The following is a 23,817-nucleotide window of genomic DNA, read 5'->3' on the forward strand; positions in this document are numbered from 1 at the left end:
AATCGCACATAAGGCAAATGTATCTTCCTAACTAATTATTTATTTTACTCATTTTGTCCTGATATTTTAATGGTAATTCTACAGGAATTACAGAGAATTTTTCACTCGCATTAAATCCTCTGCTGTAATTGTCTGTAAAACGTCTTTTGAAAGATTGATTTCAGAACGTAAACGAGTGGACTGAAAACGAATACTTTGTTCAACAATATTTCTTACAAATCGACCATTCCCACCTAAAGCAATTCCCTTTTTTAATATGTGAGATAAGACAATGCAAGATTCATGAGTTAACTGGTAGTCTTTTTTAGTAAACATACTTACAGCTATTTCAAATAATTCCCTCATACTGTAATCATTAAATGGTAATTGAATATTAAATCTTGATGATAAGCCTTGATTAGCCTGCAGAAAAGAATCCATATCTTCTGTATATCCTGCTACAATTACAACTAGGTCTTCACGATAATCTTCCATTGCCTTTACAAGAGTATCAATAGCTTCTTTTCCAAAGCTATCCTGTTCTTGAACCAAGCTATATGCTTCATCAATAAATAGTACCCCACCAATTGCCGATTCAATAACCTCTTTTGTTTTTATAGCTGTTTGGCCAACATAACCTGCAACTAAGTCAGATCTATCCACTTCAACCAGGTGACCTTTTTTCAATACCTTCATTTCTTTTAGTAATCTTGCAATGATTCTTGCAAATGTAGTTTTACCAACACCAGGACTACCTTTAAAGACCATATGAAGAGATTGATCCGATTTTTGTAAATCAAATTTCTTACGTTCGTTATTAATAATTATTTGTGATTCTAATGAACGAACTAACTCTTTAATTGATTCATTCCCAATAATGTTATTAAACTCTTTTTCCAATGAAAAATTATTTTTTACAATATTGAAGTCTTTAGCAGTTAATACATCCAGCTCTTTATCTGAATCGCTTTCGTAATTTACTGCATGCTTACGAATAGCTAATTCAATTATATTTCTTACCATACGAGCATTTCCTATATCCGTTTTTCCTTTTAACTGCTTGGATTCTAATACGTTTGCTAAATGAGGTAATAATCCTTCTTCTAATTTATAATTTTTTTCTTGCAACATAAATTGGGCAATCTTTATTAGTTCATTTACATTGTAATCTTCAAAGATTACATTATTAGCGATTCTAGAACGCAAACCACTATTTGTTTTCAAGAGTTGTTCCATTTCTTCTGTATATCCAGCCAAGATAACTACTAAATTATTACGATTATCTTCCATTGCCTTCACTAATGTATCAATAGATTCTTTCCCGAAATCTTGCTCTCCACCTCGTGCTAATGTATATGCTTCATCAATGAATAAAACTCCACCCATTGCCTTCTGTATTACATTTTGCGTTTTAATAGCCGTTTGACCTACATATTCACTAACTAAATCACTTCTAGAAACCTCAACAACATTTTTATTCTCAACGACTCCTAGTCCATACAACATTTTTGCTAGTATTCTAGCTGCAGTCGTTTTTCCTACCCCGGCATTACCTAAAAACACTGTATGGAATGACTGAATATCCTCATTAAATCCTTGTTCCTTTCTTTTCTGTTGAAACTCCACAAAAGAAAGAAGTTCTATTAAAAAATCCTTGAATTTACGTAATCCTACTAATTTTTGAGCTTCTATTAAAGATTGATTAATATAACTATTACGCTCAACCTGTGCCGCTTCTTTTTTAAAATTCGCTTGATCCATTTGTATCACCACACTTATTAAAGTCTAATATATTTAAATGCTTTATATATCATTTTAGCATTGAATAAATTAGTTATCTTTCTTATATTAAATACTTATTGCACGCATTCATGTTACTATCTAGCCTATCTTCCGTCAAACCGAAAAAACACAAAATAAACACCATTATAATATACGTTAACTTCATACTAAATCTATTAATAGTACTAAACAGAAATAGGATACATAATAGATTTTATAAAAATAGGATTAAAAGTAATTTATAAAATTACTTTTAATCCCACTAAAAAGTTTCATAATAAGCTTTTTGGTTATACTAATACACCATTTAAAAACTACGCTTTCAACAAATCCCACAAAAACTTATTATAAACATAGGTACAAGAGACGCCAACTAGTATAAGAATCCCAAAATATAGTAGTGGCAGCTGATTTATTTTTTCTACTAATTCAAATATTGTCTTTATTAATTCCAATTTAAGCCCTTCCCTCTATATCTTGTTCTAAATCCTTACTTCGATTTATTTTTATCAAGTTATATATTCTCTTATGTAACAAAGTATATAATAATGAAAAAATTAAACATCCAATATATATTATGAATAAATTCACGAAAGAAAGGTGCTTCTCTAACAAGAAAAACCAAACTTTTATAAATAGTACATGACTTAAATAAATTGGAAATGAATTTTTACCAATAAAGTAAAAATAGCCTACAACTTTTTTGGTCTTTAGAATGTCATATAAGTTATATAAGACGTATAATGCAACCAAGCTCAATAAAACTAAATAAACAGTAGCGTACGGCTTTAGTCCTCGTATAGACACTAGAAAAGCCATAACAACTAGTAGATACAGAAAAAGACTAATCACTAATCTTACACTTTTATTAAAGTACTTCTTGCTACGTATAATAAAATTACTTATCTGTTTTTCAAATATAGCCATTAGAATCCCTATTAAATAATACGCTAACCAATGTATAGGTAATGAATAATTCAAATTTGTATACCAAAAATCCACTTTTTTAATCCAGACCATATAATCTGAGTATATTAATAATGATACATGACCTGATAACAATGAAAGGCAAATAATTATAAATCCAATTCTTGAGAGTTTCTTATATAAGGAAATTACTAAAGGTGTCATTAATAGAAACAAGAAATAGGCAATCATAAAATACAATTGAATTTCACTTTCACCATTTAATATCTGCCACCAATATTGTTTACCTTCTTCCCCATTTGAAAATGGATAAACATTTGGAGTTAAATAATAGATAAAAGACCAAATATAAAAAGGTATAACAATATATAATATCTTTTTCTTATAGAATAATGACCATGATTCAATATTTATATACCTTCTAATAGTCATATACCCTAAAATCCCTATAAATATTGGAACTGCAAATCTAAATAAATGATCAATATATAATCCTAAAACAGTTATATTCTCAACAGAAAAGCTCAATCCAACAGTGTGAATACACATAACCCCTAGAATACAAATAGATTTTATAAAATCTATTAAATCATTCCTTTCATGTTGCAATTACATCGCCCCACTTCTATTTTATATGACATGTATTATATTCATCGTCTTGTAGAATTTTAATAGTAATTTTTATATTTTTCTCAAACATGCAAATTACTATTAAAATATCGATTTAAAATCAATACAATGTGTACTATCTATTACTTAAGGAGGACACATTAATGAAAAGAAAGATAGTAGGTATGCTATCAGTATTTACAGTAGGGTGTGCATTGTATGGTAATCCCATTCTAGCAGAAACAATCAACAATTCAGAAGTAGCTACTGAACAACCTGTTAATGCTACTAATGAAATAGCAAACAAAATTGAGGCATATGCAAAAACTTATATGGGATTACCATATATTTTTGGTGGTGAAAATCCAAACATAGGATTAGATTGTTCATCATTTACTAGACATGTCTTAAAGAGTGTAGGAATAAATTTACCTAGAACTGCTGCAGAACAGTTTGGAAAGGGTAAAGGAATACTAACGAATGAATTACAAAAAGGAGACTTAGTTTTTTTTGAAACTTATAAAAAAGGTGCTTCACATGTTGGTATTTACCTAGAAAACGGTAATTTTATACATGAGGGTGGTACAAAAGTCCATATCGCTAATTTAAGTAATCCTTACTATAAACAACGTTATTTGGGGGCTAGAAGATTTATTTCTAATAGTCAAACCGTGACAACATTTACTGCTCCTGAAGTTAAAAATGAAGAATTACCTATTTCGTCTAATACAAAACCTAAGAAAATTGAAGAAATGCCAAAATCATTTAATGTAACTCCTAATGGCATTAAAGCTAAGTACCCTATTACAATAGGAGAAAATTTAGTTCGTGAAGGCAATGTTTATATTTCCAAGTCCGAGTCTAAAAATACAAGTGACTCTACTAATAATGAAGACCATGAATCAACTTCTGGAGAACAAAGTGAAGATAAATCAGGGATAGATAGTACTAATGTCATGGAGAGAATTGAAGAAAAACTTCCAAAAGAGAAAAAAGAAGAAGTACAAGGACAGCCGGAGACAACAATTACATTATTTAACCACGGCGAACAATCATATTTACCACACCAAAAATTCGAATTAACATCAATTGGAACCGAATTAAAGATGAAAAAAGAAGAAATGGCTGTTATCCTGAGTTCCCTGATAAATAACACAAAAGACAAACCTTTACAAAAAAGACCTACTATATTAGTTAAAGATGTATTTTCAAAAGATCCGTATTATGAATCAATTATATTTATACTTAGCCATAACCTAATGTTACCTAATAATAAACAATTTGAACCAAAGAAAATGTTTAGCAAAGAAGACGCAAACATATTATTACAAAACCTTAAGTCACATCCCTATTTCAAAATTAATTCAGCTGATCAAGAATATATCAAAAAAAATGAAAATGATAAGGATTATGCTTTTAAATACTTCCAATCCTTATCACGTGCTATTTTAATGGACAGTAGACAATCCGCAGAACAGAAAATAAAAAATAATATACCATTACAACCAATTGAAAAACTTTCAATTTTAAAGTTAAAATAATTTAACAGTTATAAATAAAATAAAGCATAGTTTGAACTAAAATCCATTCAAACTATGCTTTATTTATATCTAACCATTTAGACCTTAATTCAAATTTATTGCCCTTGTAATTGTTTATTTATATCAGAAAGAGATGTATTAACCATAAATAATCCATTATCACCATTATGATGGTTATTGCTCAATTTAGAGATTCGTAATTTCAATTTCAAATTATCTTTATTCTGATATGAAATTAAAACAACAACTTCAAAATTAGAATTATCTTTAATTGTTTTAGACTGTAAATAAACTTCCTTAATAGTGCTTTTTCTAGAAATTAAATTTTTTATTTTTTTGATGTTTTCATTAGACAAATCAAAGTCTTTATCATTGAGTAATGAATTAGGATCTACATGCGCCAAAAATATTTCATCATTTTCTAATAATGTAGATGCAAAAAATTCTGCTAAAAATTCTTCCTGACTTATTCCTTCCTTATCAGTTAATCCCTCAATTTCACCAATATCATCTAATTTCAATTTATTTATAACATAGTTAATTGAGTTATAGTATTTTTCTGTACGTTTTATTTGATTTTCTAATTTCTTTTTTTGTTCGATTACATGTAACGGGGAAGATGTTGCAAATGAAGATTTTTCCCCATACATATAATTTCTCGATTGAACTCCTATAAAGAAAATTAATAGAAATCCTAGTAATATAAAAACTATTATTTTTTTCTCTTTCGGCACTTCTTTATTCACACCCCTTCATAAATTGTTTAATTAATTCTATTAAGCACATTTAGATGACTAAAGGGATAAATAACATCTATCCCTTTAGTATCACTGTATTTTTATAAATTGTATTGGATTTACAGCATGAGACTTATTAATATTCCATGATGGTGTATGCATTTCAAAGTGTAGATGTTGGCCATAAGCCTGTCCTGTTTCACCTTGATATCCTAAAAACTGTCCCTTTTTAACCTGGGAGCCTTCAGTTACAGCACGATTTCTCATATGTGCATAGACAGTTTCATACTGCTGGCCATTAATATTATGTCTAATCATTACACAGTTTCCATAAGTAGTAGATAAATAGGATCTGAATACTACTCCATCTGCTGCAGCTACTACTGGAACTGTTCCCTTTTGAGCAATATCAATACCATGATGATTATCAAATGATCTATCACCATATCCAGAAGTTAATCTACCTTGTGTCGGAACCATCCAATCACCACTTGTAGCTGTTGGTAATTGATTTTGATCATGTTTATATGTAGCTTCACTCTTGAATTTCATGGCAGTATCGTAGATATTTTTTCCACCATCTTTTGAATTAGTATAAAGCCACAGTGCTTTTTCCATATCCTCTTTCACGCCTAATTTCGATAAGTATTTAGAAGCCGTATAAATTGCGTCATAGTTGTCATCAATGTCTGCTTTTTTATCATTATTACCGTCTTCTCCATAACCACCATATTTTTTAATCAAATCCATATCTTGTAAATCTTTATTGCTAATTCCTTGTAAATTCCCTTCAGAATTACGACTTGGGTGTTTCCATCCCATCCATGCAACAGGTTTAATTCCCATTGGACCTCTTTCACCAGCTGCAGAGACCGTAATATTTTTAGAAAATGAACTTTTATGGTAATGTACTGCCGCTAAGATAAACCATGGTGTACCATGTTTTTTCTCTGCCCCTAAATAAATCGGCATGAATTGAGGCGGAATACTAGAACCTGGAATTATGTCTCCAATAAAGTCTCCATCTAATAATGCAGAGATATCTTTTCCATCCAACCAATCTATATAATGTAAAGGTAAACCGCTAGCATATTCATAATACAGTTGGAACATCTTTTTATCTGTATAGTTATAGCCGGCTTGAGTTAAAATCTCATCAAGTTTAGAAAAATCATATTTAAACTCTTGTTTGTCTTGTAAATGATTGGTTTCTTGTACTTCAGTATTGTCACCTGTTCGTTTCCAACCAGATTTAGTTTCTTTATAATTGATTTTTGCTTCACCATTCCATGCTCTTACTTTTGAAATCACCTTTGTTTCACGCGTGCTAGTACTTATACTTTCTTTCCATTCTTCACAATCATCTGTTCCTGGTTTTTTTCTAGCACATGTCTTTGTTTTATTTTCTATGGTTTCTTTTTTTGTTTCATAGGTAAAATCAGGTTTCAACTTATCAAAGAAGTATTTTAATAAGGCTTTATTAACACTAGCTGGGCCACCTGAACCGACTCCAGAACCACCACCCGAAGAAACATCAGTTCCTTCATTTGAACTTAGATCACCATCTCCTAACATTCTTGTAGCCCATGCAAATTTATTAGTTTTAAACTCTGAAACTTTTACATTTTGTCCAACATCAGGTGCTTCAATCATCTTCCCATTACCAATATATATAGCCACATGAGTAATACCACTACGATTACCTGTGTTAGCAAAGAATAATAAATCTCCTTTTTTCACATCATTTGCATTTTGAATTTTTTTACCTTGCTTTGATTGCATAGCAGCAGTTCGATCTAATGATATTCCTAAAGCCTTAAATACATATTGAGTTAATCCACTACAATCAAACCCTTTAGGTGACGAACCTCCCCATACATAAGGAACTCCTATATATTTTTTAGCCTCTTCAATAATTTGATCTGCCTTTTTGTTTTCAGCTGAAGACGGTTGGGTTGGTTGGGCTGGTGTTTGACTTCCTGCTGGTGGTTGGGCTGTTGCTAAAGGCGCCCCATCCCCCCGTTGCGGATAAGTCTTATCTCCTGCTCCAGGACGTAAAACACGAACTTGAGTATTATATCTTCGGCCGAATGCATAAGCTTGGGTCCGATTTTCATGTAGAATGTCAATTCTATTCCCTTTAATGGCCCCACCTGTATCAAGTGCTACCCCTTGGATATGTAAACCCGTCCCAGGATCATTAATTTCAACAATAGACCATAACGGAACTACTCGAGGGTCAACTGCAACAACACGATATCCGTTATATCTAATTGCCTGACTAAAATTAAAGCCAATTTTGTCACAACCTACCGCTGGACAAAATCCACCTTGCATTGCAGAATCCTCTCCATAATATCCAGTTGCTTCAAATGTCATCCATGGACCTGCATTTGCGGTAGTATAGTTCCCGGTATCTTGAGCGGTTCCACCGCCACCGTTTGAACCATCATTTACTCCGCCACCTACTCCTCCAACTCCACCAAAATCAATTTTATTGGGATCAAAATCTTTTAAATCTTTCCCATCACGCCACGAATCTAATTGAATTACTGATGATAATAGTTCCTGAGGTAGTCTATAAGCCCATTGTTCCGCACCACCAAAACTTGATTCTGATAGCTGTTTTACATAAGCTTGTGTATCTTTGTCTTGTTGACTTAAACCTTTTATATTATTATCCGAACCTGAACTTAAAAATGCACTAGCAAGCATACTCAAGATAACAACTACTGTAATTACTAGTAACAGTATCCCTATAACTGGAAGACCTACTCCAGCTAACATTTTGAGCAAGACTAAAGCTACTTTTTTCATGGCAGCTGCTAAAGCTTTTTTAATCGCTTTTGCCACAGCTTTTTTCGCAGCTTTTTTTGCAGCCGCTTTAGCCGCTCTCTGGGCCTGCTTTTGTAATTGTTTTTGAACTTGCTGTTTTGCTTTATTCATTGCTTGTTGCCTTAAATTACCTGTTTTACTACTTTTAGAGGATTGCTCTGTCTTTTTTGACTTCTTTTGTTTTGATTTCTTTTGTTTTTCATCTGGTTTTCTATTTTGTTCCTTATGATTATTGTCCCGTTGTTTTCTATTATTTAATCTATCTGAAGTACTTCTTGGTTGTTTAGTAGAAGAAGGTTGTTTATTTAACAACCTTCCTCGTAATTCTTCCTCTGTAGATATATCTCGTCTAATGAATTCATCCTCTTGGATTGCTAAGTTATCATTATCTCTCGGACTCATTCACTACACCCCTTGCTTAGTACGTCTTTCTTCAATGAATTTACGACGCATTAACCTTTTATTTGGTTCAGGACGAAGATAATTATTCACATCGATATTAGGGAATAATTCAGGATCAGCCAACAATGGTTCACCATTACTTCCCATACGGTAAGAATTTAAGTTACCTTCCTTAGTAAATCCTTTTAATCTTCCACCTTCAACAGCAAACTCTTTAAAAATAGTTTCTCCAAATGGTAACGATGGATTACCTTCAAAGTATGGTGTTACTCTTAATTTTCGATTACTATGGTCGTTCATTACCATATAACTTCTATTTTTCTCTACAACCCAAGTAGCCTTATTATCAGCAGAATTTTGTTGGAAATCTTTCATTGTAAAGTTCCCTTGGTCAACTTCTGGGCTAAACGAATCAAAATGTACTACTTCTTCTGCATTTATCACTTGGTGTCGATTTGATAATAAATCTGTAGGTTTAACTAGTACCTTATGATCTGAAATAGACTTTAACCCTCTAGAATCTGTTTTATAGAAAGTAGAATTCGAGCCTTGAATAGCGCGTGGGATTAAAGTATTTTCTAATATAGTTTGATCTTGATATAAAACTTCACCTTGTTGTAACTCAGTACAACCTGCACCGTAAGGAGAAACTCGTTTATATTGACCATCATTTCCTTTTACCTGAATAAATGAACGTTCAGGTTCAACTACTAATCTAATAGCATCCTTACTAATTCTTTCTACCATTTGTCCTGAAAATTGATCTTTTACCATTGCTTTTTGAGCATATTGAGCAATGTCCCCGACTTCCATAACAGACTCTTGAATTTTAGAAGCATATGGGCTATGAGTAGCTGCAATATTTGCTACCTTTTGATAAGCCTTTTGACCACCTAAAACCCCTGCTGCAAATGACATTGTATTTTGGAATTGCAAATGCTTTTGTTCGGCTTCTGCTAACGTATTTACTTCTGGAACTTTGTCAAATACTTTATAGTTAATTGCCTCTTTCCCAGTATCAATAAAATTCTTTAAACCTGAACCTGCATATGCACCCTGCATACTACCAGTCGCTATACCTTGTACTACCGCACCAATTTGTCTTGGAATAACCACGTTTTTGTTTGTACTATTTGCTAATTCTTGTTGCACATTAGTTAAATTATTAGCGTATTGTACACCGACTGCTTCTTTCCAAGAGTTTTGAATTTGTGGTTCTGCAATACCTTTAGCCTTTTGCTGAGCAAAAAACTGCTCCTTATTGTTTGCTGCCCACTGATCCGTAATATTGGATGCGCGATGAGTAGCCATAAATTGACCTAATTCATATCCTTTAGTAGCTTGTACTTTAGGGACGTTTGCAATTACTTGTTGGGATTCATTGTTCATTTTTGATTCAATGCCACTGCGTTCCCATTGCTTTTCAATAAATTCTGGTGAAGCACCCGCAAATTTTTGTGAAAATTCATTTCTAGCAACTTCCACTCTTCTAAATGCTAATCCCTGACCAAATTGATTTTTATCAATAAATGCATATTGAGATTGTCCTCCTGATAAATCTTGAAGTGTATTTGTAGCCATTTCGAATACATTATTACGGTAGCCTTCTACGTTTTCTTTCCAAGCGTTATCAATAGCCTTAATGCTCATACCAGCACCTAATTTTTGAGAATAGAATTGCTCTCTGTTTTGCTCTGCATATCCTCTTGTTAAATCCATAGTTGCTTGTTCTACTAAATCAACACCTCTTGCATGAGTTCCACTTATTACACCCTGTATACCAGAAGAAGAGCTTACCTTACTAATAGACCCATCAAGCTCATTTGAAATAATATTTTTAGCATTCGGCAATTGAGAAGACCACGCTTGTTCAACCTGTTCACGAGATGCTTGACCATCATAACGTTCAGCAAAGGCTTGTTTTGCATCTTTTAAACGCATTGACTGAATGACTTGCTTATACTGTCCTTTATCAACAAAGCTATCAAGAGGTTTACCATTTGTTAATTGTTGCGCTGCTTGCGTTGCTTGCTCTTTAAAATGTGTTTTTTGTGTAGTTACCTCATTATTCCAAGCTTGATCAATTTCCCCTTGGGTAATATTTTCATTACCTGGCGTAGATTTTAATTGTTTAGCAAATTGTGTTTTAGAGTTATTTGCTAACCAATTGTTCATTGAACCTTGAGAAACCGCGTTAACTAAGTCAATCGCTTTAGCTTGAGTTGCTAATGAAGGTAATGTATTGGCAACTTTAGACATAGATTTCTGTACAGTTGCTCCCATGTTTTCATGTAATTGCAATTTATGATTTTCCCATGCATTATTTACCTTTTCTTGAGTAGCCTCAGGATTCTGTTGAGAATAATTCTGTTTAAATGCTTGTTCTTGAGCGCCAATATATGCCTTTGTCGCATCAGAGCTTAATAAGGCTTTTGCAAAGTCTTTTTTATTTAGTACATTATCTACATTCGGTACTGTACCTAATTGCTTAGCAACTTTATTAGCTCCATTTAATACATCATTATATTTTTCTTCTACATGCTCGTTCCATAAACGTTCAATTTCAATTTTCTTCATTTCAGGAAATTCCTGCTTTAACTTTTTAACAAATGCACCTTTATGTTGATTTTCTTCATTCGCATACATTTTTTTAAAATCATCTGCAAACTGTTTAGCCATTGATGAACCTAAAGCTTGTTGACCTGTACCATATGGAGTTTGATTTAGGTTTGAAATTTTTGCATTTAATCCTTTAGCAAATCTATTTGCCATTAAGTCTTTTTGTTCATCCCATGCTGAATCTACTTCTTTAGATGTAGCATTTGGATTTTTTGCTTTATAAAAATGCTTAAATGCTTGTTCTTGCTCTACTAAATTACCATCGTAATTTTTATTTGCTAGTTTAGTAAATGCTTCTTTATCAATAAAGGAATCTAAACTTTTTCCTTTCGCTAAAGAACTAGCTAGCTTTCTAGTATTTCCTAAAAACTCTTGACGTTTTTGACCCAAATGTTGATTCCAGGCTTTATCAACCATTTCGTCATTAGCTTCAATACCTTGTTTTTTTGTATTTTCCAAGTAACTCTTCTTAAATGCTTCTTTATTTGCAGTATTATTTGCATACTGATCAACCAACTCATTTGCAGCTTCTTCAGCTAATTCTGATGCTCTTGCTTTTGTAGTATCAAATGCAGCTAGACCATTTTGCTTATAAGCCTCTTTAGCACGAGTTTTAAAATATTTTTTTTGATCAGCTAATTTTTGATTCCAGGCTTTTTCAGCTTTGTTACCTGTAATACCTTTAGAAGCTAAATCGTTCATGAAAGCATCTTTATTGTCTTTAGCCCAATTATTCGTATCAAATTCAGCTTGTTGGTTTAATAAATTCTTAAAGAATTCTGATTCCATAGCATTTTTCGCACCAGTTTTTGCACCAATAACCCCACCTTGAACAAGTCCATTAAGTCCTTTTGCTCCTACAAATGCACCTCTTGCAATAGGTGTTACTGCTGAACCCATTTTATATCCAGCTAAAGAACCTAATGCTGAACCTCCTGGTCCTAGCCCCATACCAGCTGCGGTACCAGCCATTCCCATGACCATTTTCCCACCACGGGATACAATTTCAGACATCTTAAACATTTTTCTTGCTGAATTATCTTTAACTGCCGCCTCTTTAGCAGCACCTTCCGATCCATCTCCTGAATTATCTCTTCCACCATTTCTAGCTCTACTTGTTATACCTTTAGCTAAACCTTTAGTTAAGTCACCTACACTTTTACCTTGTAAAGCTCCTTTTCCGACATTGTACATCGCTCCTAAACCAGCAAGACCACTCATTGATGCAGTTTTGCTTAAGCCATCAGTCATACCAGAGCTAAGTCCAAAGAGGTTTTTTAAAGCTTCCCCTAATGGAATGATAACTATATAAAGCATACCGATTGTAAGTAGCCCTACATCGGCACCTTTTTCAATCGCACCAAATCCAGTCCCTTTATCCACTATTGTTGCGACAATCCAAAGTAATAAAGCATGGATAGCCTGTACAAAAACAGTTCCTACAAATTCTTTAAACCATGTGAATGTCACTTGACGTGTTGCAGGGAACATAAATAGACTAATAAAAACAGGGCCTAGAATCATTAAAATAATTAATGTTATTTTTCTCATTAAATAATAGAAGTAGGCCCATATCGTTACACCTAAAAGTACTAAACGTGCAAAAATCCCACCTATAATATGCTCTCCAAGTGGAGGATAAATGTCTTTTCCAGTAAGATCTAAGCTAGATTTAAAGAAATCAATTATCCCTTTATTAAGTGTAAATACAACATCATACAATATACTCAAATTACCAAGCACCAAAATTACAAATATCCAATCCCTTGCGAACTCTAAAAAGTATGTTCGATTACCTGGATTTATTGAAGTGCTTGATATTTTATTCGCCGCATAAATCATAGAAAACACTAATATAAAACCAATTAATATTGTTAAATTACCAACACCAGGAGATATAATTCCTGTAATATCATTTGGAGCAAACGTATTATATACTAAAGTGTCTTCTTTATATCCATACACTAATCTGAAGAATGTAGGGATTGATTCAAAAGGTTTCCAAAGATTATCCCAAAACCCTTGTACCATACTTTCAGCGGCTTTCCACGCCTTCTCGCCTATCCAATCCAATTAACAAACCTCCACTTCAAAAAAAACTTTAAATATGCTACGGTTATCTACTATGAATAGCCTGTCTCTTTAATTTTTCTTCTAACACCGCAGGGTTGGATTCAATAAATACTAATTCTTCATCTGATGGATCCGTTCGCAACCAAATTGAAGAATCACCTGTTTTTAATACACCTTCCCCTTTTGCAGGATTACCAAATATAATATTTAACTCACCTTCAGTAATATCGAAGTTTCTTCTAACCTCTTCTTTATCAATCTTGTTTTGCTTTAAGAAAAGCAAAGTATGAGTATTAGTTAAAATCCCTCGAGATTTTGCATTTCGTAATAGGCGCACAAAATCTTGAGATGCGTAACATAATCCACCATGACGTTTACGAATACGTCGCGCTATCTTTTCAAAGAATGTAACTGTTTGCTCATTATCAATAAACTGCCAAATTTCATCACAATAAATAAACTTTCGCTTCGTTGAATTTTTTGGGTTTTTAGCAAAATATTCCCATAGGTAGTTAAGAATAACGTGGAAAGCAATTGGTCTTAAGAATCCTTCCTCCAATTGAGAAATATTAAAATTAACAAGTCTAGATTCATCTAAGCTTTGTTTAACATTGCTACCTAAGTTTGTTTGACCATCAAAAATAGGTTTAGAACCCGTTCTTAAAAATGGTTTAATCGCATGCAGTAACCTCTTGGCATCATCTGCATCACTATATCTCTCCAATATGTAATTATAAATTTGTAAAATTTCAGGTTCAGGCTTACGGACTTGAGATTGTATCAATCTACCATCTACCTCTTCAACCCCATCTTTAAACAAGCTATCTGGATGTGAGGTTATACCCAGCTCTTCTGTAAAAATATACATAATTGCTTCTTCTAAGTAATTACGCTCATATACATCTAAGCCATCTTCAATTCCACCTTTACCGCGCACTACAATGTCAAAGAAATCAAGAATTTCATTCGTCTTTTCTCTAATAGGAACAAACCTTTGAAATTTCTTTCCATCTTTTTCGTAAATGACTACCTTATCATCTTGTGCTAACATCTCTAGCTCTTCATCATTCTTGTCATCTAGTGGAATTTCAGAATAATTTATTGCACAAGGGTTGATTATTATTCCACTTTCTTCATGTACATCTAAATTAATGCCACCTAAAATTTTTGTTAACTTTACAAATTCTCCCTCAGGATCAATAATTCCAGCGTAAACATTAGCTAAAGGCATCTCACGAGAAATTTTCATCTTCATTCCAACACTTTTACCGGAACCAGATACTCCAAAGAATCCCATGTTATAATTATCAGGACGATATGTTTCATTTCCAAATGAATTAATAAACTCTTTTTGATCAGTAATCATGTTAATACCATAAGGAATACCACCATGATATCGTCCAGAACCTGAAATATATGGGGCGAATGTGGATAATGCCCTTCTGTCGATATTTCTATATGAATCACTTAAATAATTTTTCCCAAAAGGTAATCCGCTCTTATAGCCCTTTTTAATTCTTGAAAAAGCAGTTGCAAGTTTAATCGAAAAACCAGAAAGTGCATCTTCCAAAAACTCTGATGATTTATTTAAATTTTGTAATGAATTTGAGTATAAAATCACTTGAGAACTAACATTAAACATATCGTTCTCACCAAACTGAATTTCTTCCATTAACATCTCACAATCCGCAATTTTTGTTTGCAGATCATTTATTTGATCTATGTTCCCTTTTTTATTTTGCCAAGTTAAATTTGAAAGGAACATGGTTTGTTGTCTTTGTAGTCGTTTAATAGCCTCATTCTTTCTTACCTTATGAATATCAATTACAACGTCTACCTCACCCATGCTTAAAATATTATTTAACCAATTTGTCTTTAATTTACGTGGGTATCCATCTCTCGGAATATACATTGGTCTAAAATATGTTTGAGTCCCTAAAGATTGTTTTATGACACCATGATCTTCTGACTTAATTGCTATCCCATCTGGTGCAATTAAATCAATAAATGTAGGAACATTATCCATAAAATCATTTTTCTTATCCGCATCTTGTTCCTTTATTTGTTCTTGTTCCTTTCCAGTATTATCAACATCTACTTCTTTATTTTTTTTTCTACGTTTTAATAGCTGCACTACCTAGTTCAACTCCTCACTTAATAGAATCAAATTTATTAGGCTGATTCATTCACTGCTGAAATCTTTTCTTTAGTCAATGTAACTCTTGAATCAGTTTGATCTGCAGTTACGTATAATGACATTTGTTCTTCTTCCTTTACATTTTTAAACTTAGCTGTTAATGCCTTTCTTCTATTGAAAGTGTGATAGAGTACTTCTACTATCCCATCATGAGCAAGAGGTTCCACGAACATATTCGCTGCTTGTAATTGGTTACTAGCATTAGACATCCTTCTCATTAATTCGTTATACGCCTTTTCCATTGCAACTTGTTCAAAGTCTTCACCATCTTGAACTTTAATACTGCTTGTCTTCACCTCATATGAAAACAGAAGGTATCTCTTTGTTTCATATCTTGGTGATTTATTTTGCCAATCTTCCAAATCCTTAACAACTGCTGCCCCGTACTTCAATGCATTAAGTGGCATATCTCTTTGTTCAGTCATATTTCTCTTCATTTCATCTAGTTGTTCTGATAAATCTATAAACTTATTATGAATATAAACTGTTGCTTGATAATTTAATGTAGCTAACCAAGATTCAAAAGATGAATCAATAGCTTCTTGTTCTGCTTGACTACGTAGATAATAGTTACAAGGGACAACTTCAGCCATCATTACATATCTGTAATTAACGCAACGAATCATTGTAAAATTAATGTCAACAATCTCATCAATTAATTCTTCAAATACATTAGGCTCTTGTTCAACATAATGAACTTCATTTTTCTTGGTACTTTTTGATTTTTTAGCTAATTTTTCTTCTAGCCCCTTTTTAGCAGCTAGAGTTGTCTCATTATTTTTCCAGAACTTAAATTGTTCCGGTATAATTGGTTGCTTAGTAGCCATTCGGTAAACAACAAAGGCTATTAAACCTATACAGAGAATCACCAGTACATCCATTCAATTTTTCCTCCTATTCCTTTTTGCCTTTTCTCCATACACCATATTGTGACTTCTCCCCGAGCCGTACTAGCCAATAATAATCAGCAAACATGTTATATTTCTCAACCTTCCAAAAGGCTAAATAACCAATAATAGACAATACTGGTAAACTAGAAATTATCAATACCCCTATTCGAAAGTAAAAATCAATACCCTCAAATAGATCCCATATAATAGGTGCTACAGTATATAAAAATGAACCACCAATAATTAAATAAATTAATTGCCTCATCGATACCACGCCAAGTATTACTTTTTGTTCACTAGTCATATCTGCTGGTACTTGTTCAATTCGCATTTACATCCTCCTTTCAAAATCAAATTCTTCACTTGTAAACTTGAACTGAAAAATTTATTAAATTCCACCTATATAACCTGCAATATCGAAAGATTTATAAATGATATAAGCTCCTATTCCAGCCGAAATTAAACCAGCAATTGCTTTAGTTCTCTCATTTGCATTTGTTTGCGATAATGACAATTTAGAACCGGCGTATAATAAAGAACCAACCACAATAAATCCACCCATTCCTAAAAGAATAACCATTATTGAATTTAAATCTGAAACAAGACCCGCTTTACCACTTTTTGAGTTCTTAAAGATCATTCCAAACCATCCAACAATAGACATACATTTATATAGCATCCAACCACCAAAAATCGCGCAAATTAAGCCGATTATTCCATTAGTCCGCAGAGCAGGATTGCTAATCGATGCAGTAATTTTCATACCTGCAATAATAATGTTAGCTAAAACTACAAAGCCACCAACTGTTATTGCTAAAACTAATAAGGAGTTGAATTTCTTAAATGTATCTGAACTAGGCTTACTTCCCTGTTTCGAATCAAATACATTTATATCTTTAAAAGCTTCTAAATTATCTTCTGCCTTTTTCAAGTCTTCAGCATAAGCAATTGGGGGATGTATAACTCCTATTCCTAAAACGAGAATGAGAGTAGATATGCAAGAAATAGCCCACTTATTAAAACTAAACTTTCTATGCATTAAACCCCTTCTTTCAACTTCTTATGAAAAAAGATGGGTAAGAGAAATTCATTACACCCTTAGCCCATCTTTTTTGGAACGTGGATTTAATTAACCTCCAAATCCGCCGACCCATCCTGCAATAACTAAACATTTGTAGCAGATCCATCCACCAAAACAAGCAGCAACAAAACCACCAATAGCTTGTGTACGTGCTTGAGGATTTGTTTGTGCCATAGCAATTCTTGAACCTGCAAATAATAGACATCCGATACAAAGGAATCCACTAATACCCATAGCAAGGAGTAACAGACCATTCATATCTTTGAAAATACCAGCTTTAGCATTATTTTGAACTGATACTTTCTGCCCACCAGCATCAACGCCTTCGAATACCTTCGCTCCTGCTTCAGCAATTGGAGAAGAAGTAAACATGTTTTGTCCAGCAACTACCATCGCAGCAATCATTGAAATAGTAAGAAGTAACTTCTTAAACGGTTGTGATATTTTTTTTCTAAAAGGTTGTGTAAGTACTGACACAAACCCACCTCCAAGTTTGATTAATAGTAAAGAGAATAAATACCTCTTAAAAACATTACGTAAATATATTAAACAAATTTTTTATTAAGTCATCCTATTGCCACCTTCCTTTAAGAATTTAAATATTAGGAAGCCCTTCTGCTTCAGTAGTGCATTATACTCACCGAAGGTCTAGTTTTTAATAGTAAATGGAAACTTTTTTTTAAAAGTAAAAAAAAGTTTTTTACTGTATATTAGAAACATAGAGAAAACAACATACAGTATAATTACTTAATATATAAATAATAAGGAGTGGATGATATGTTAGATTTAGCATTGAATTGTTTCGTAGGAAGAAAGATTGGTAGAGAATGTGGTCGTGTAGGGTTAATGTTCGGTTTAATTTTAATTGGTTCATTACTCCTATTTCAGCATTATGCGCCATATATTTATACTGTCTATTCCGCAAACACAGTAGAAACTATATTAAAAGGAATATTTCTTTTAATAATTGCATTTGGTACACTTCTAGTTATCGTACCTATTATTATGGCAATTGGATCGTGTTTTTATCTTTTAATTCGTACAGTAGTTGGGGTACTAAAAGCATGAACATTATTATTTATATTCAAAAATAAAACACCTATTAATATGGTAATTCCCATATCAATAGGTGTTTATTTATTGTTGTAAAAATTTAAGCAAATACAGTTTTATCATTTTTCCACTAATCTAATTATATTTTAATCAGTCTAATTAATTTTCTCTTTTGTAAAATTGTATTCATTAATGTACAACTTTGTTGTATAGTCCACAACTTTCTTGTAATCATACAACAACTGTTATCCTATCTTCACAACACTCGGTAATCGATTACTATTTAGCAAGTCGTCAAGTCCCTTAGATTCATTTACATCCCAAATTGCTGCGTATAAACTTACACCAATTTCTTTTAACTCTTTAGAAAAGTTAAATAGGTGCATTTTTACAAATTTATTAGTAGTAGCGTCCATATCATAAGCAATGACAACTTTCTTTATACCTTTTTCTTTAATTATCGGTAAAATTAATCGATACGTTTGTACACCTGGTAATGCAAATACATTACTTCCAAAAGTATCCAATTTTTGTTTTTTGAAAACTTCATTGTCTTTAAATTCATAAAGCTTTTGTGCAATTCTATCGCCTTTTAATAAACCTTCAGTCACCCAAACTGTATCTCCTAATTCATATTCTTCACCCATTTGCCAATCTTTTAATCTTTGATAGGGTACTGCTAAATGTATAGGAAGCGGATTCCCTACACCTGTACCATTCTCTTTACCTGATGATGAAAGCCAGTAGTACTTTTGGCCTTTTTTTAATTCGATGTTCCCAATGTTTTCACCATTCAATTTAAAACACTTTTCCTTAAAATCTATTGGTCCTTCAAATACAATCTCGCCTTTATAAAGTACTTTAACCACATTTGGCTGTTGTACTATTTCTGCCTTAAAATCTGAATTAACAGGTGTTACTTTTAATCTATTAGTTACATTTTGAATTCTATATTGGAAACCTACAATCTGTTTTGTTATATCTCTACAAGGAATAAGAATTGAATCTTTACTACCACTCATAGTAATATATTTATCACCTTTATTCTTCCCCTGAGCTGTATAAAATCCTGGTACTCCCAAAAATGAGTCTGGTTTTACTACAGAAACACTCTTTAATATATCTTTTATTATTTGCCATGGTTTATCAGGAAAACTATTATATTGTCTTACTTCTATTTCTTCAGTAGTCATACAACGACTTGGTCCAGTTAAATGATTAAAATGTTTTTGATCAAGTTGGCATCTTTTTAACATAAGTTGATATGCAATATTTAATTCCCTAATGGTATGTTTTTCTCTTTCTTTTACTACCTTAATACTTGAAAAATCATAATCTGTTTGTTTTTCAGTGTTTAAAAAATGCAGATAACCTGGGCATGTCCCATTATGACCAAAAGGTTTATCTGATTTTACTCGACAACAAACAACTCTATTTTTATCTTCATTAATCATACACATATTTTCACTTCCACAAATGTCACAAGGTGTATGATAATATTCAAACCAGCCTTTTAATTTTGGAATTGGCCGAAATTCTCTAACCATTTTATAAATCCCCCTTAATATTTATTAATCACTATTTTTTAAATAATATTCTCTTACTAATCTCTCAAATGAACGCAAAAAAGGCCCAAGGAATTTGTATAAAACGCAAACCCCAAAGGCCTAATATTGTTAAATTTAATAAAAATTACATAAGTTATTTATGTGTATATTCTATCAAATTCTCACTTTACTTTCTATTAATTCATAAATTTCTTTAGAAAAATTTCAATAGTGGACCTTACAGGTTTCTTTTCAAAAGTTAATACTTCTTTTTTATCACCTGTAATTTGCTCAAGCATTTTTACAAAATGGGGTTCAAGTTTATTGTAAACATGGTCTTGCTCAAGTAATGGTAAGGTTTTATATTGATTTTTATTTATCTCGATATGCATTGAAGGTATTTTAGCAATTAAAGGAATCCCTAAACCTATTTCTAATAAATCAGGCTTACTAAATTGTAAATGCTCATTAAATATTAATTTACAAGTAATTTTAGATTTTATTACTTTATCAATATATTCCTTCCATTCAAGTACACCGGAGATATCATTATTTCCAATAATCCATAATTCATCTAAATGCGGTAGTATTTTTTCAGTATATGGCTCCATTTTACCTGTTGGAAGGTCAACTAATAACAAATCATAGAATTTTAACCCCTCTATGAAGTATTCAAGCCTTTGTTCATTCCACTTTAATTCTGTGTCTTCTTCAATAAATGGATAAAAATGAATACCCTTTACATCCCAGACAACTTGTTCGGGTTTCCCCTCTCCATTTAAAAACTTACTATAGGTTAACCAATTCTTAGGCATATTACTAAAAAGAGATAATGAATTTTTCTGCTTCATATTTGGTGTAATAGACTCTAATACACCAATGGGAAATGCATACTCAGATAAGTATAATGCCAAGTTTATACTTAAAGTAGTAACACCACTTCTATGTAGAGGTGACCATATACCTATTGCTCTATGTGGTATTGTCTTTTTTTTATAAACAGGAATATTTATATAGTCGCGTAAATTAAAGATTCTTTTTTCAAACTGTTTTCTTTCATCAATGTATTCTTTAATTTCTTGTTTATCTATTGGTTTACCATTAGCAGAAAGCTTCAAATCATGTGCTACTGCTTCTTTATGTTCTTCTATTTCTTTATGTTCTACAGTTTCACTTTTAACCGCTGGACCATTATTTGCGTCCTCACTGCTATTTACTTGTTCATTCTCTTCAACATTCTCTTTTTCAATTGATTCTATATTCTCCAATTTATTACCTGAATTGTCTATGTTTGCACTGACTTTTTCATCATCATTAAACTTTTCTTTTGGAATAATATTCAGGTTATATATATCAGCACCATTATTTTCATCTTCTTCAATCGTTACTGAAAGTTTATTTGCATTCAATGAAAATGGAAATTCCTCTTTCTCTTCAACCTGCATTTCCTCAACAGTTTCTACTGGGAAATCTAATGGTAAATTCATTAAACTATTTATATTTTCTTGTTTCAATTCTGAAATTAATAATCTAAATTGCTCTTCATCATTAGAAATAGTTTTTAAAACCGGATCTTGATATTTATCAAGAGATTCTATAGCGTCAATATCCTCAATTATTAAAATGAAGTGTTGGACGTCACTATAAAACATCTGCTTTAAACTACAATATCGTATATAATCTTGATCACTACTATTCACATTTAAAATCAGTATTTTTACATCTTCTTTTGGCTCCTCTAAATCATCAATACTACATTCTTCATAGTCCCATTTCGGAAAATGTTCTTCCAGGACCTCAATCATAAATTCCTTAAATTCTTCATCAATTGTATTTTGAATGATTACGTCCAAAGTTTCACCCTCTTTATTTACTGTTCTATACAGTTCTCTTTTGCAACAATGTCATTAAACCGACGAATAAGATTAGCATTTAAAGGATATTTTTCATTCATTACACCTGATAAATAGTTAGGGGTAATACCTAACTTACTCGCAAATGTTACATTAGATAAATTGTATCTCCTCATAAATAAAATAATTTTTTCAATATCATTAACTGGTCTTATATCTAAATTCAATTTGTTATCCATATAATTACAGCCCCTTTTAAATAGTATTACTACCATATAAGATACTCATTTTAACCTCATATTTTAAGACTAATTTAATTAAAATTGTTGATATGATACGAACTTCCCTCTATAATGAGCTTATTACAATATTTATTTATTATTTTTTACTAAAAACAGTTTAAGCCCTTGGGGTTTCGGAATTCATTAACAATCCGTTACCCTCAAGGGCTTTTTTGTGTTTTTTAGGGTTCTGAATATTGTTTTATTATGTTTAATTACTGCATCGAATAAAGCATTTAAAAATAAGGAGAGATAATTATGGAATTTACAATTAACAAACAAGAACTGCTTAATAATTTAGTAAAGGTTGGTAAATACTCAGCACGAAGCACGACATTACCAATTTTATGTGGTATCTATTTAAAGGCAACTTCTAATGAATTACTACTTGTAGCAAGCAATAAAGAGGATACAATCGTTAGTACTATATCAGAAACCAACAATTTTAATATAGTACAAGAGGGTGAAGTAGTTGTTCCTAAAACTATAACCGATATAGTAAAAAAACTACCTGATGATACAGTATCCTTCACCTTAGATAATAATAATTCACTTCATATTTCTAGTGGGAAAACAAATTACAGTCTTAATACGTTATCTGCTGATGATTATCCTGATTTCACTACTAAGACTTTAAAGTTTCTTGTTACTATATCACTAAAAAAATTACAAAGATCTGTAGAGGCTACTCACTATTGTGCTGCCGAAAATCACTCTAAACCTCAATTAAAAGGGATAGAAATTTCAATTACTAATAAAGAGATAGCATTTGCTGCAACAGATGCAAATACACTATCTAGAAGTACTATTCCAATAACAACTGATAACAACATAGAAGAAAAGTTACTTTACTCATGTATAGTACCTTCTAAATGGCTCTATGATGCAATAAAGATGTTTGAAGAAGAAGAGATAGAATTAGGTTTTGAAGGTAATTCTGCTATCCTTCGTTCGAAAGATTTGCATATCAAAACTCAAATAATTGAGGGTAAATATCCTGATGTTGTGAAGTTTATGGAGTTTGAGAAAAAAGTTAAAACAACTATATCTACGGATAGATTGCAGTTAATTAATTCGCTGGAGCAGGTAAATGTTATTTGCTCAATGAACAATCCTAAGTCAGCAGCTTTATTGAAATTAGAATTAAACTCAAAAGAGTTTAGTTTATCAAATAATAATAAATCTCTAGGAGACGTCATCGTTAAAAACCCAATAGAAATAGATGGAGAGACAATTCCTATTTCAATCGGATTTAGCATAGACTATATGCTTAGACATTTGAAAAGTATGCAAGATGATGTTGTAAAGATCGGGTTCATTGCTGAACAAAGTCCATTAATTTTTCGAAATATGAATACTGAAGATTTTAAGCTCATGTTGCCAATAAGAATAGGATGATTAAGTAAAAGAG

Annotated in this window: 16 protein-coding genes; 3 read left to right on the forward strand and 13 right to left on the reverse strand. The window is 31.9% G+C overall.

The window, feature by feature from the left end; translation table 11 throughout:
• Positions 1 to 87: 87 nt before the first annotated feature.
• The gene (locus BCG9842_RS28190) at positions 88 to 1,740 is read right to left on the reverse strand and encodes an AAA family ATPase (protein WP_012614857.1); all 1,653 of its coding nucleotides are present in this window, start codon (positions 1,738 to 1,740) and stop codon (positions 88 to 90) included.
• Positions 1,741 to 2,217: 477 nt separating this feature from the next.
• Positions 2,218 to 3,297 carry an acyltransferase gene (locus tag BCG9842_RS28195; RefSeq protein WP_001163454.1) on the reverse strand — a complete coding sequence of 360 codons (1,080 nt, stop codon included), beginning with the start codon at positions 3,295 to 3,297 and terminating at the stop codon, positions 2,218 to 2,220.
• A gap of 164 nt (positions 3,298 to 3,461) precedes the next feature.
• Between BCG9842_RS28195 and BCG9842_RS28200 the strand changes: the two genes are divergently transcribed.
• Positions 3,462 to 4,838, forward strand: coding sequence for a C40 family peptidase (locus tag BCG9842_RS28200; protein ID WP_000823388.1), 1,377 nt, complete (start codon positions 3,462 to 3,464; stop codon positions 4,836 to 4,838).
• A 95-nt stretch (positions 4,839 to 4,933) separates the two neighbouring features.
• On the opposite strand, the gene BCG9842_RS28205 is transcribed toward BCG9842_RS28200, so the two are convergent.
• From BCG9842_RS28205 to BCG9842_RS28240, 8 genes are all read right to left on the reverse strand, one after another.
• The gene (locus BCG9842_RS28205; protein ID WP_001031660.1) at positions 4,934 to 5,584 is read right to left on the reverse strand and encodes a hypothetical protein; all 651 of its coding nucleotides are present in this window, start codon (positions 5,582 to 5,584) and stop codon (positions 4,934 to 4,936) included.
• Positions 5,585 to 5,665: 81 nt separating this feature from the next.
• A complete protein-coding gene (locus tag BCG9842_RS28210) occupies positions 5,666 to 8,812 on the reverse strand; it encodes an NlpC/P60 family protein (protein ID WP_000074898.1) in 3,147 nt (1,048 codons plus the stop codon).
• A 3-nt stretch (positions 8,813 to 8,815) separates the two neighbouring features.
• Entirely contained in the window at positions 8,816 to 13,504 is a 4,689-nt protein-coding gene (locus BCG9842_RS28215) for a type IV secretion system protein (protein WP_000383796.1), read from the reverse strand.
• A 43-nt stretch (positions 13,505 to 13,547) separates the two neighbouring features.
• The gene (locus tag BCG9842_RS28220; RefSeq protein WP_001176383.1) at positions 13,548 to 15,638 is read right to left on the reverse strand and encodes a VirB4 family type IV secretion system protein; all 2,091 of its coding nucleotides are present in this window, start codon (positions 15,636 to 15,638) and stop codon (positions 13,548 to 13,550) included.
• 38 nt (positions 15,639 to 15,676) lie between these two features.
• Positions 15,677 to 16,582 (reverse strand): hypothetical protein, encoded by a 906-nt coding sequence (locus BCG9842_RS28225; RefSeq protein ID WP_000382914.1) that lies wholly within the window; start codon positions 16,580 to 16,582, stop codon positions 15,677 to 15,679.
• Positions 16,583 to 16,595: 13 nt separating this feature from the next.
• Positions 16,596 to 16,922 carry a PrgI family mobile element protein gene (locus BCG9842_RS28230; protein ID WP_001217717.1) on the reverse strand — a complete coding sequence of 109 codons (327 nt, stop codon included), beginning with the start codon at positions 16,920 to 16,922 and terminating at the stop codon, positions 16,596 to 16,598.
• Positions 16,923 to 16,979: 57 nt separating this feature from the next.
• Positions 16,980 to 17,630: a hypothetical protein gene (locus BCG9842_RS28235; RefSeq protein ID WP_000554819.1), complete on the reverse strand. Its 651-nt coding sequence runs from the start codon at positions 17,628 to 17,630 to the stop codon at positions 16,980 to 16,982.
• A gap of 90 nt (positions 17,631 to 17,720) precedes the next feature.
• Positions 17,721 to 18,149 carry a hypothetical protein gene (locus BCG9842_RS28240; protein WP_000115127.1) on the reverse strand — a complete coding sequence of 143 codons (429 nt, stop codon included), beginning with the start codon at positions 18,147 to 18,149 and terminating at the stop codon, positions 17,721 to 17,723.
• Positions 18,150 to 18,449: 300 nt separating this feature from the next.
• Here BCG9842_RS28240 and BCG9842_RS28245 point away from each other — a divergent pair, with 300 nt between their 5' ends.
• Positions 18,450 to 18,740 (forward strand): hypothetical protein, encoded by a 291-nt coding sequence (locus BCG9842_RS28245; protein ID WP_000884900.1) that lies wholly within the window; start codon positions 18,450 to 18,452, stop codon positions 18,738 to 18,740.
• Positions 18,741 to 18,970: 230 nt separating this feature from the next.
• Here the strand turns inward: BCG9842_RS28245 and BCG9842_RS28250 are convergent, their stop codons facing one another.
• From BCG9842_RS28250 to BCG9842_RS28260, 3 genes are all read right to left on the reverse strand, one after another.
• Entirely contained in the window at positions 18,971 to 20,272 is a 1,302-nt protein-coding gene (locus BCG9842_RS28250; protein WP_000251202.1) for a DUF3854 domain-containing protein, read from the reverse strand.
• A gap of 197 nt (positions 20,273 to 20,469) precedes the next feature.
• Positions 20,470 to 22,125 (reverse strand): hypothetical protein, encoded by a 1,656-nt coding sequence (locus BCG9842_RS28255; protein ID WP_000382552.1) that lies wholly within the window; start codon positions 22,123 to 22,125, stop codon positions 20,470 to 20,472.
• A gap of 17 nt (positions 22,126 to 22,142) precedes the next feature.
• Complete coding sequence (locus BCG9842_RS28260; protein ID WP_000369033.1) at positions 22,143 to 22,364, reverse strand: hypothetical protein; 222 nt, start codon at positions 22,362 to 22,364, stop codon at positions 22,143 to 22,145.
• A 300-nt stretch (positions 22,365 to 22,664) separates the two neighbouring features.
• On the opposite strand from BCG9842_RS28260, the gene dnaN reads away from it, so the two are divergent.
• Positions 22,665 to 23,804: a DNA polymerase III subunit beta gene (gene dnaN / locus BCG9842_RS28265; protein ID WP_000397236.1), complete on the forward strand. Its 1,140-nt coding sequence runs from the start codon at positions 22,665 to 22,667 to the stop codon at positions 23,802 to 23,804.
• Positions 23,805 to 23,817: the final 13 nt, after the last annotated feature.

The sequence above is a fragment of the Bacillus cereus G9842 genome (assembly GCF_000021305.1).
Classification (GTDB): Bacteria; Bacillota; Bacilli; order Bacillales; family Bacillaceae_G; genus Bacillus_A; species Bacillus_A thuringiensis_S.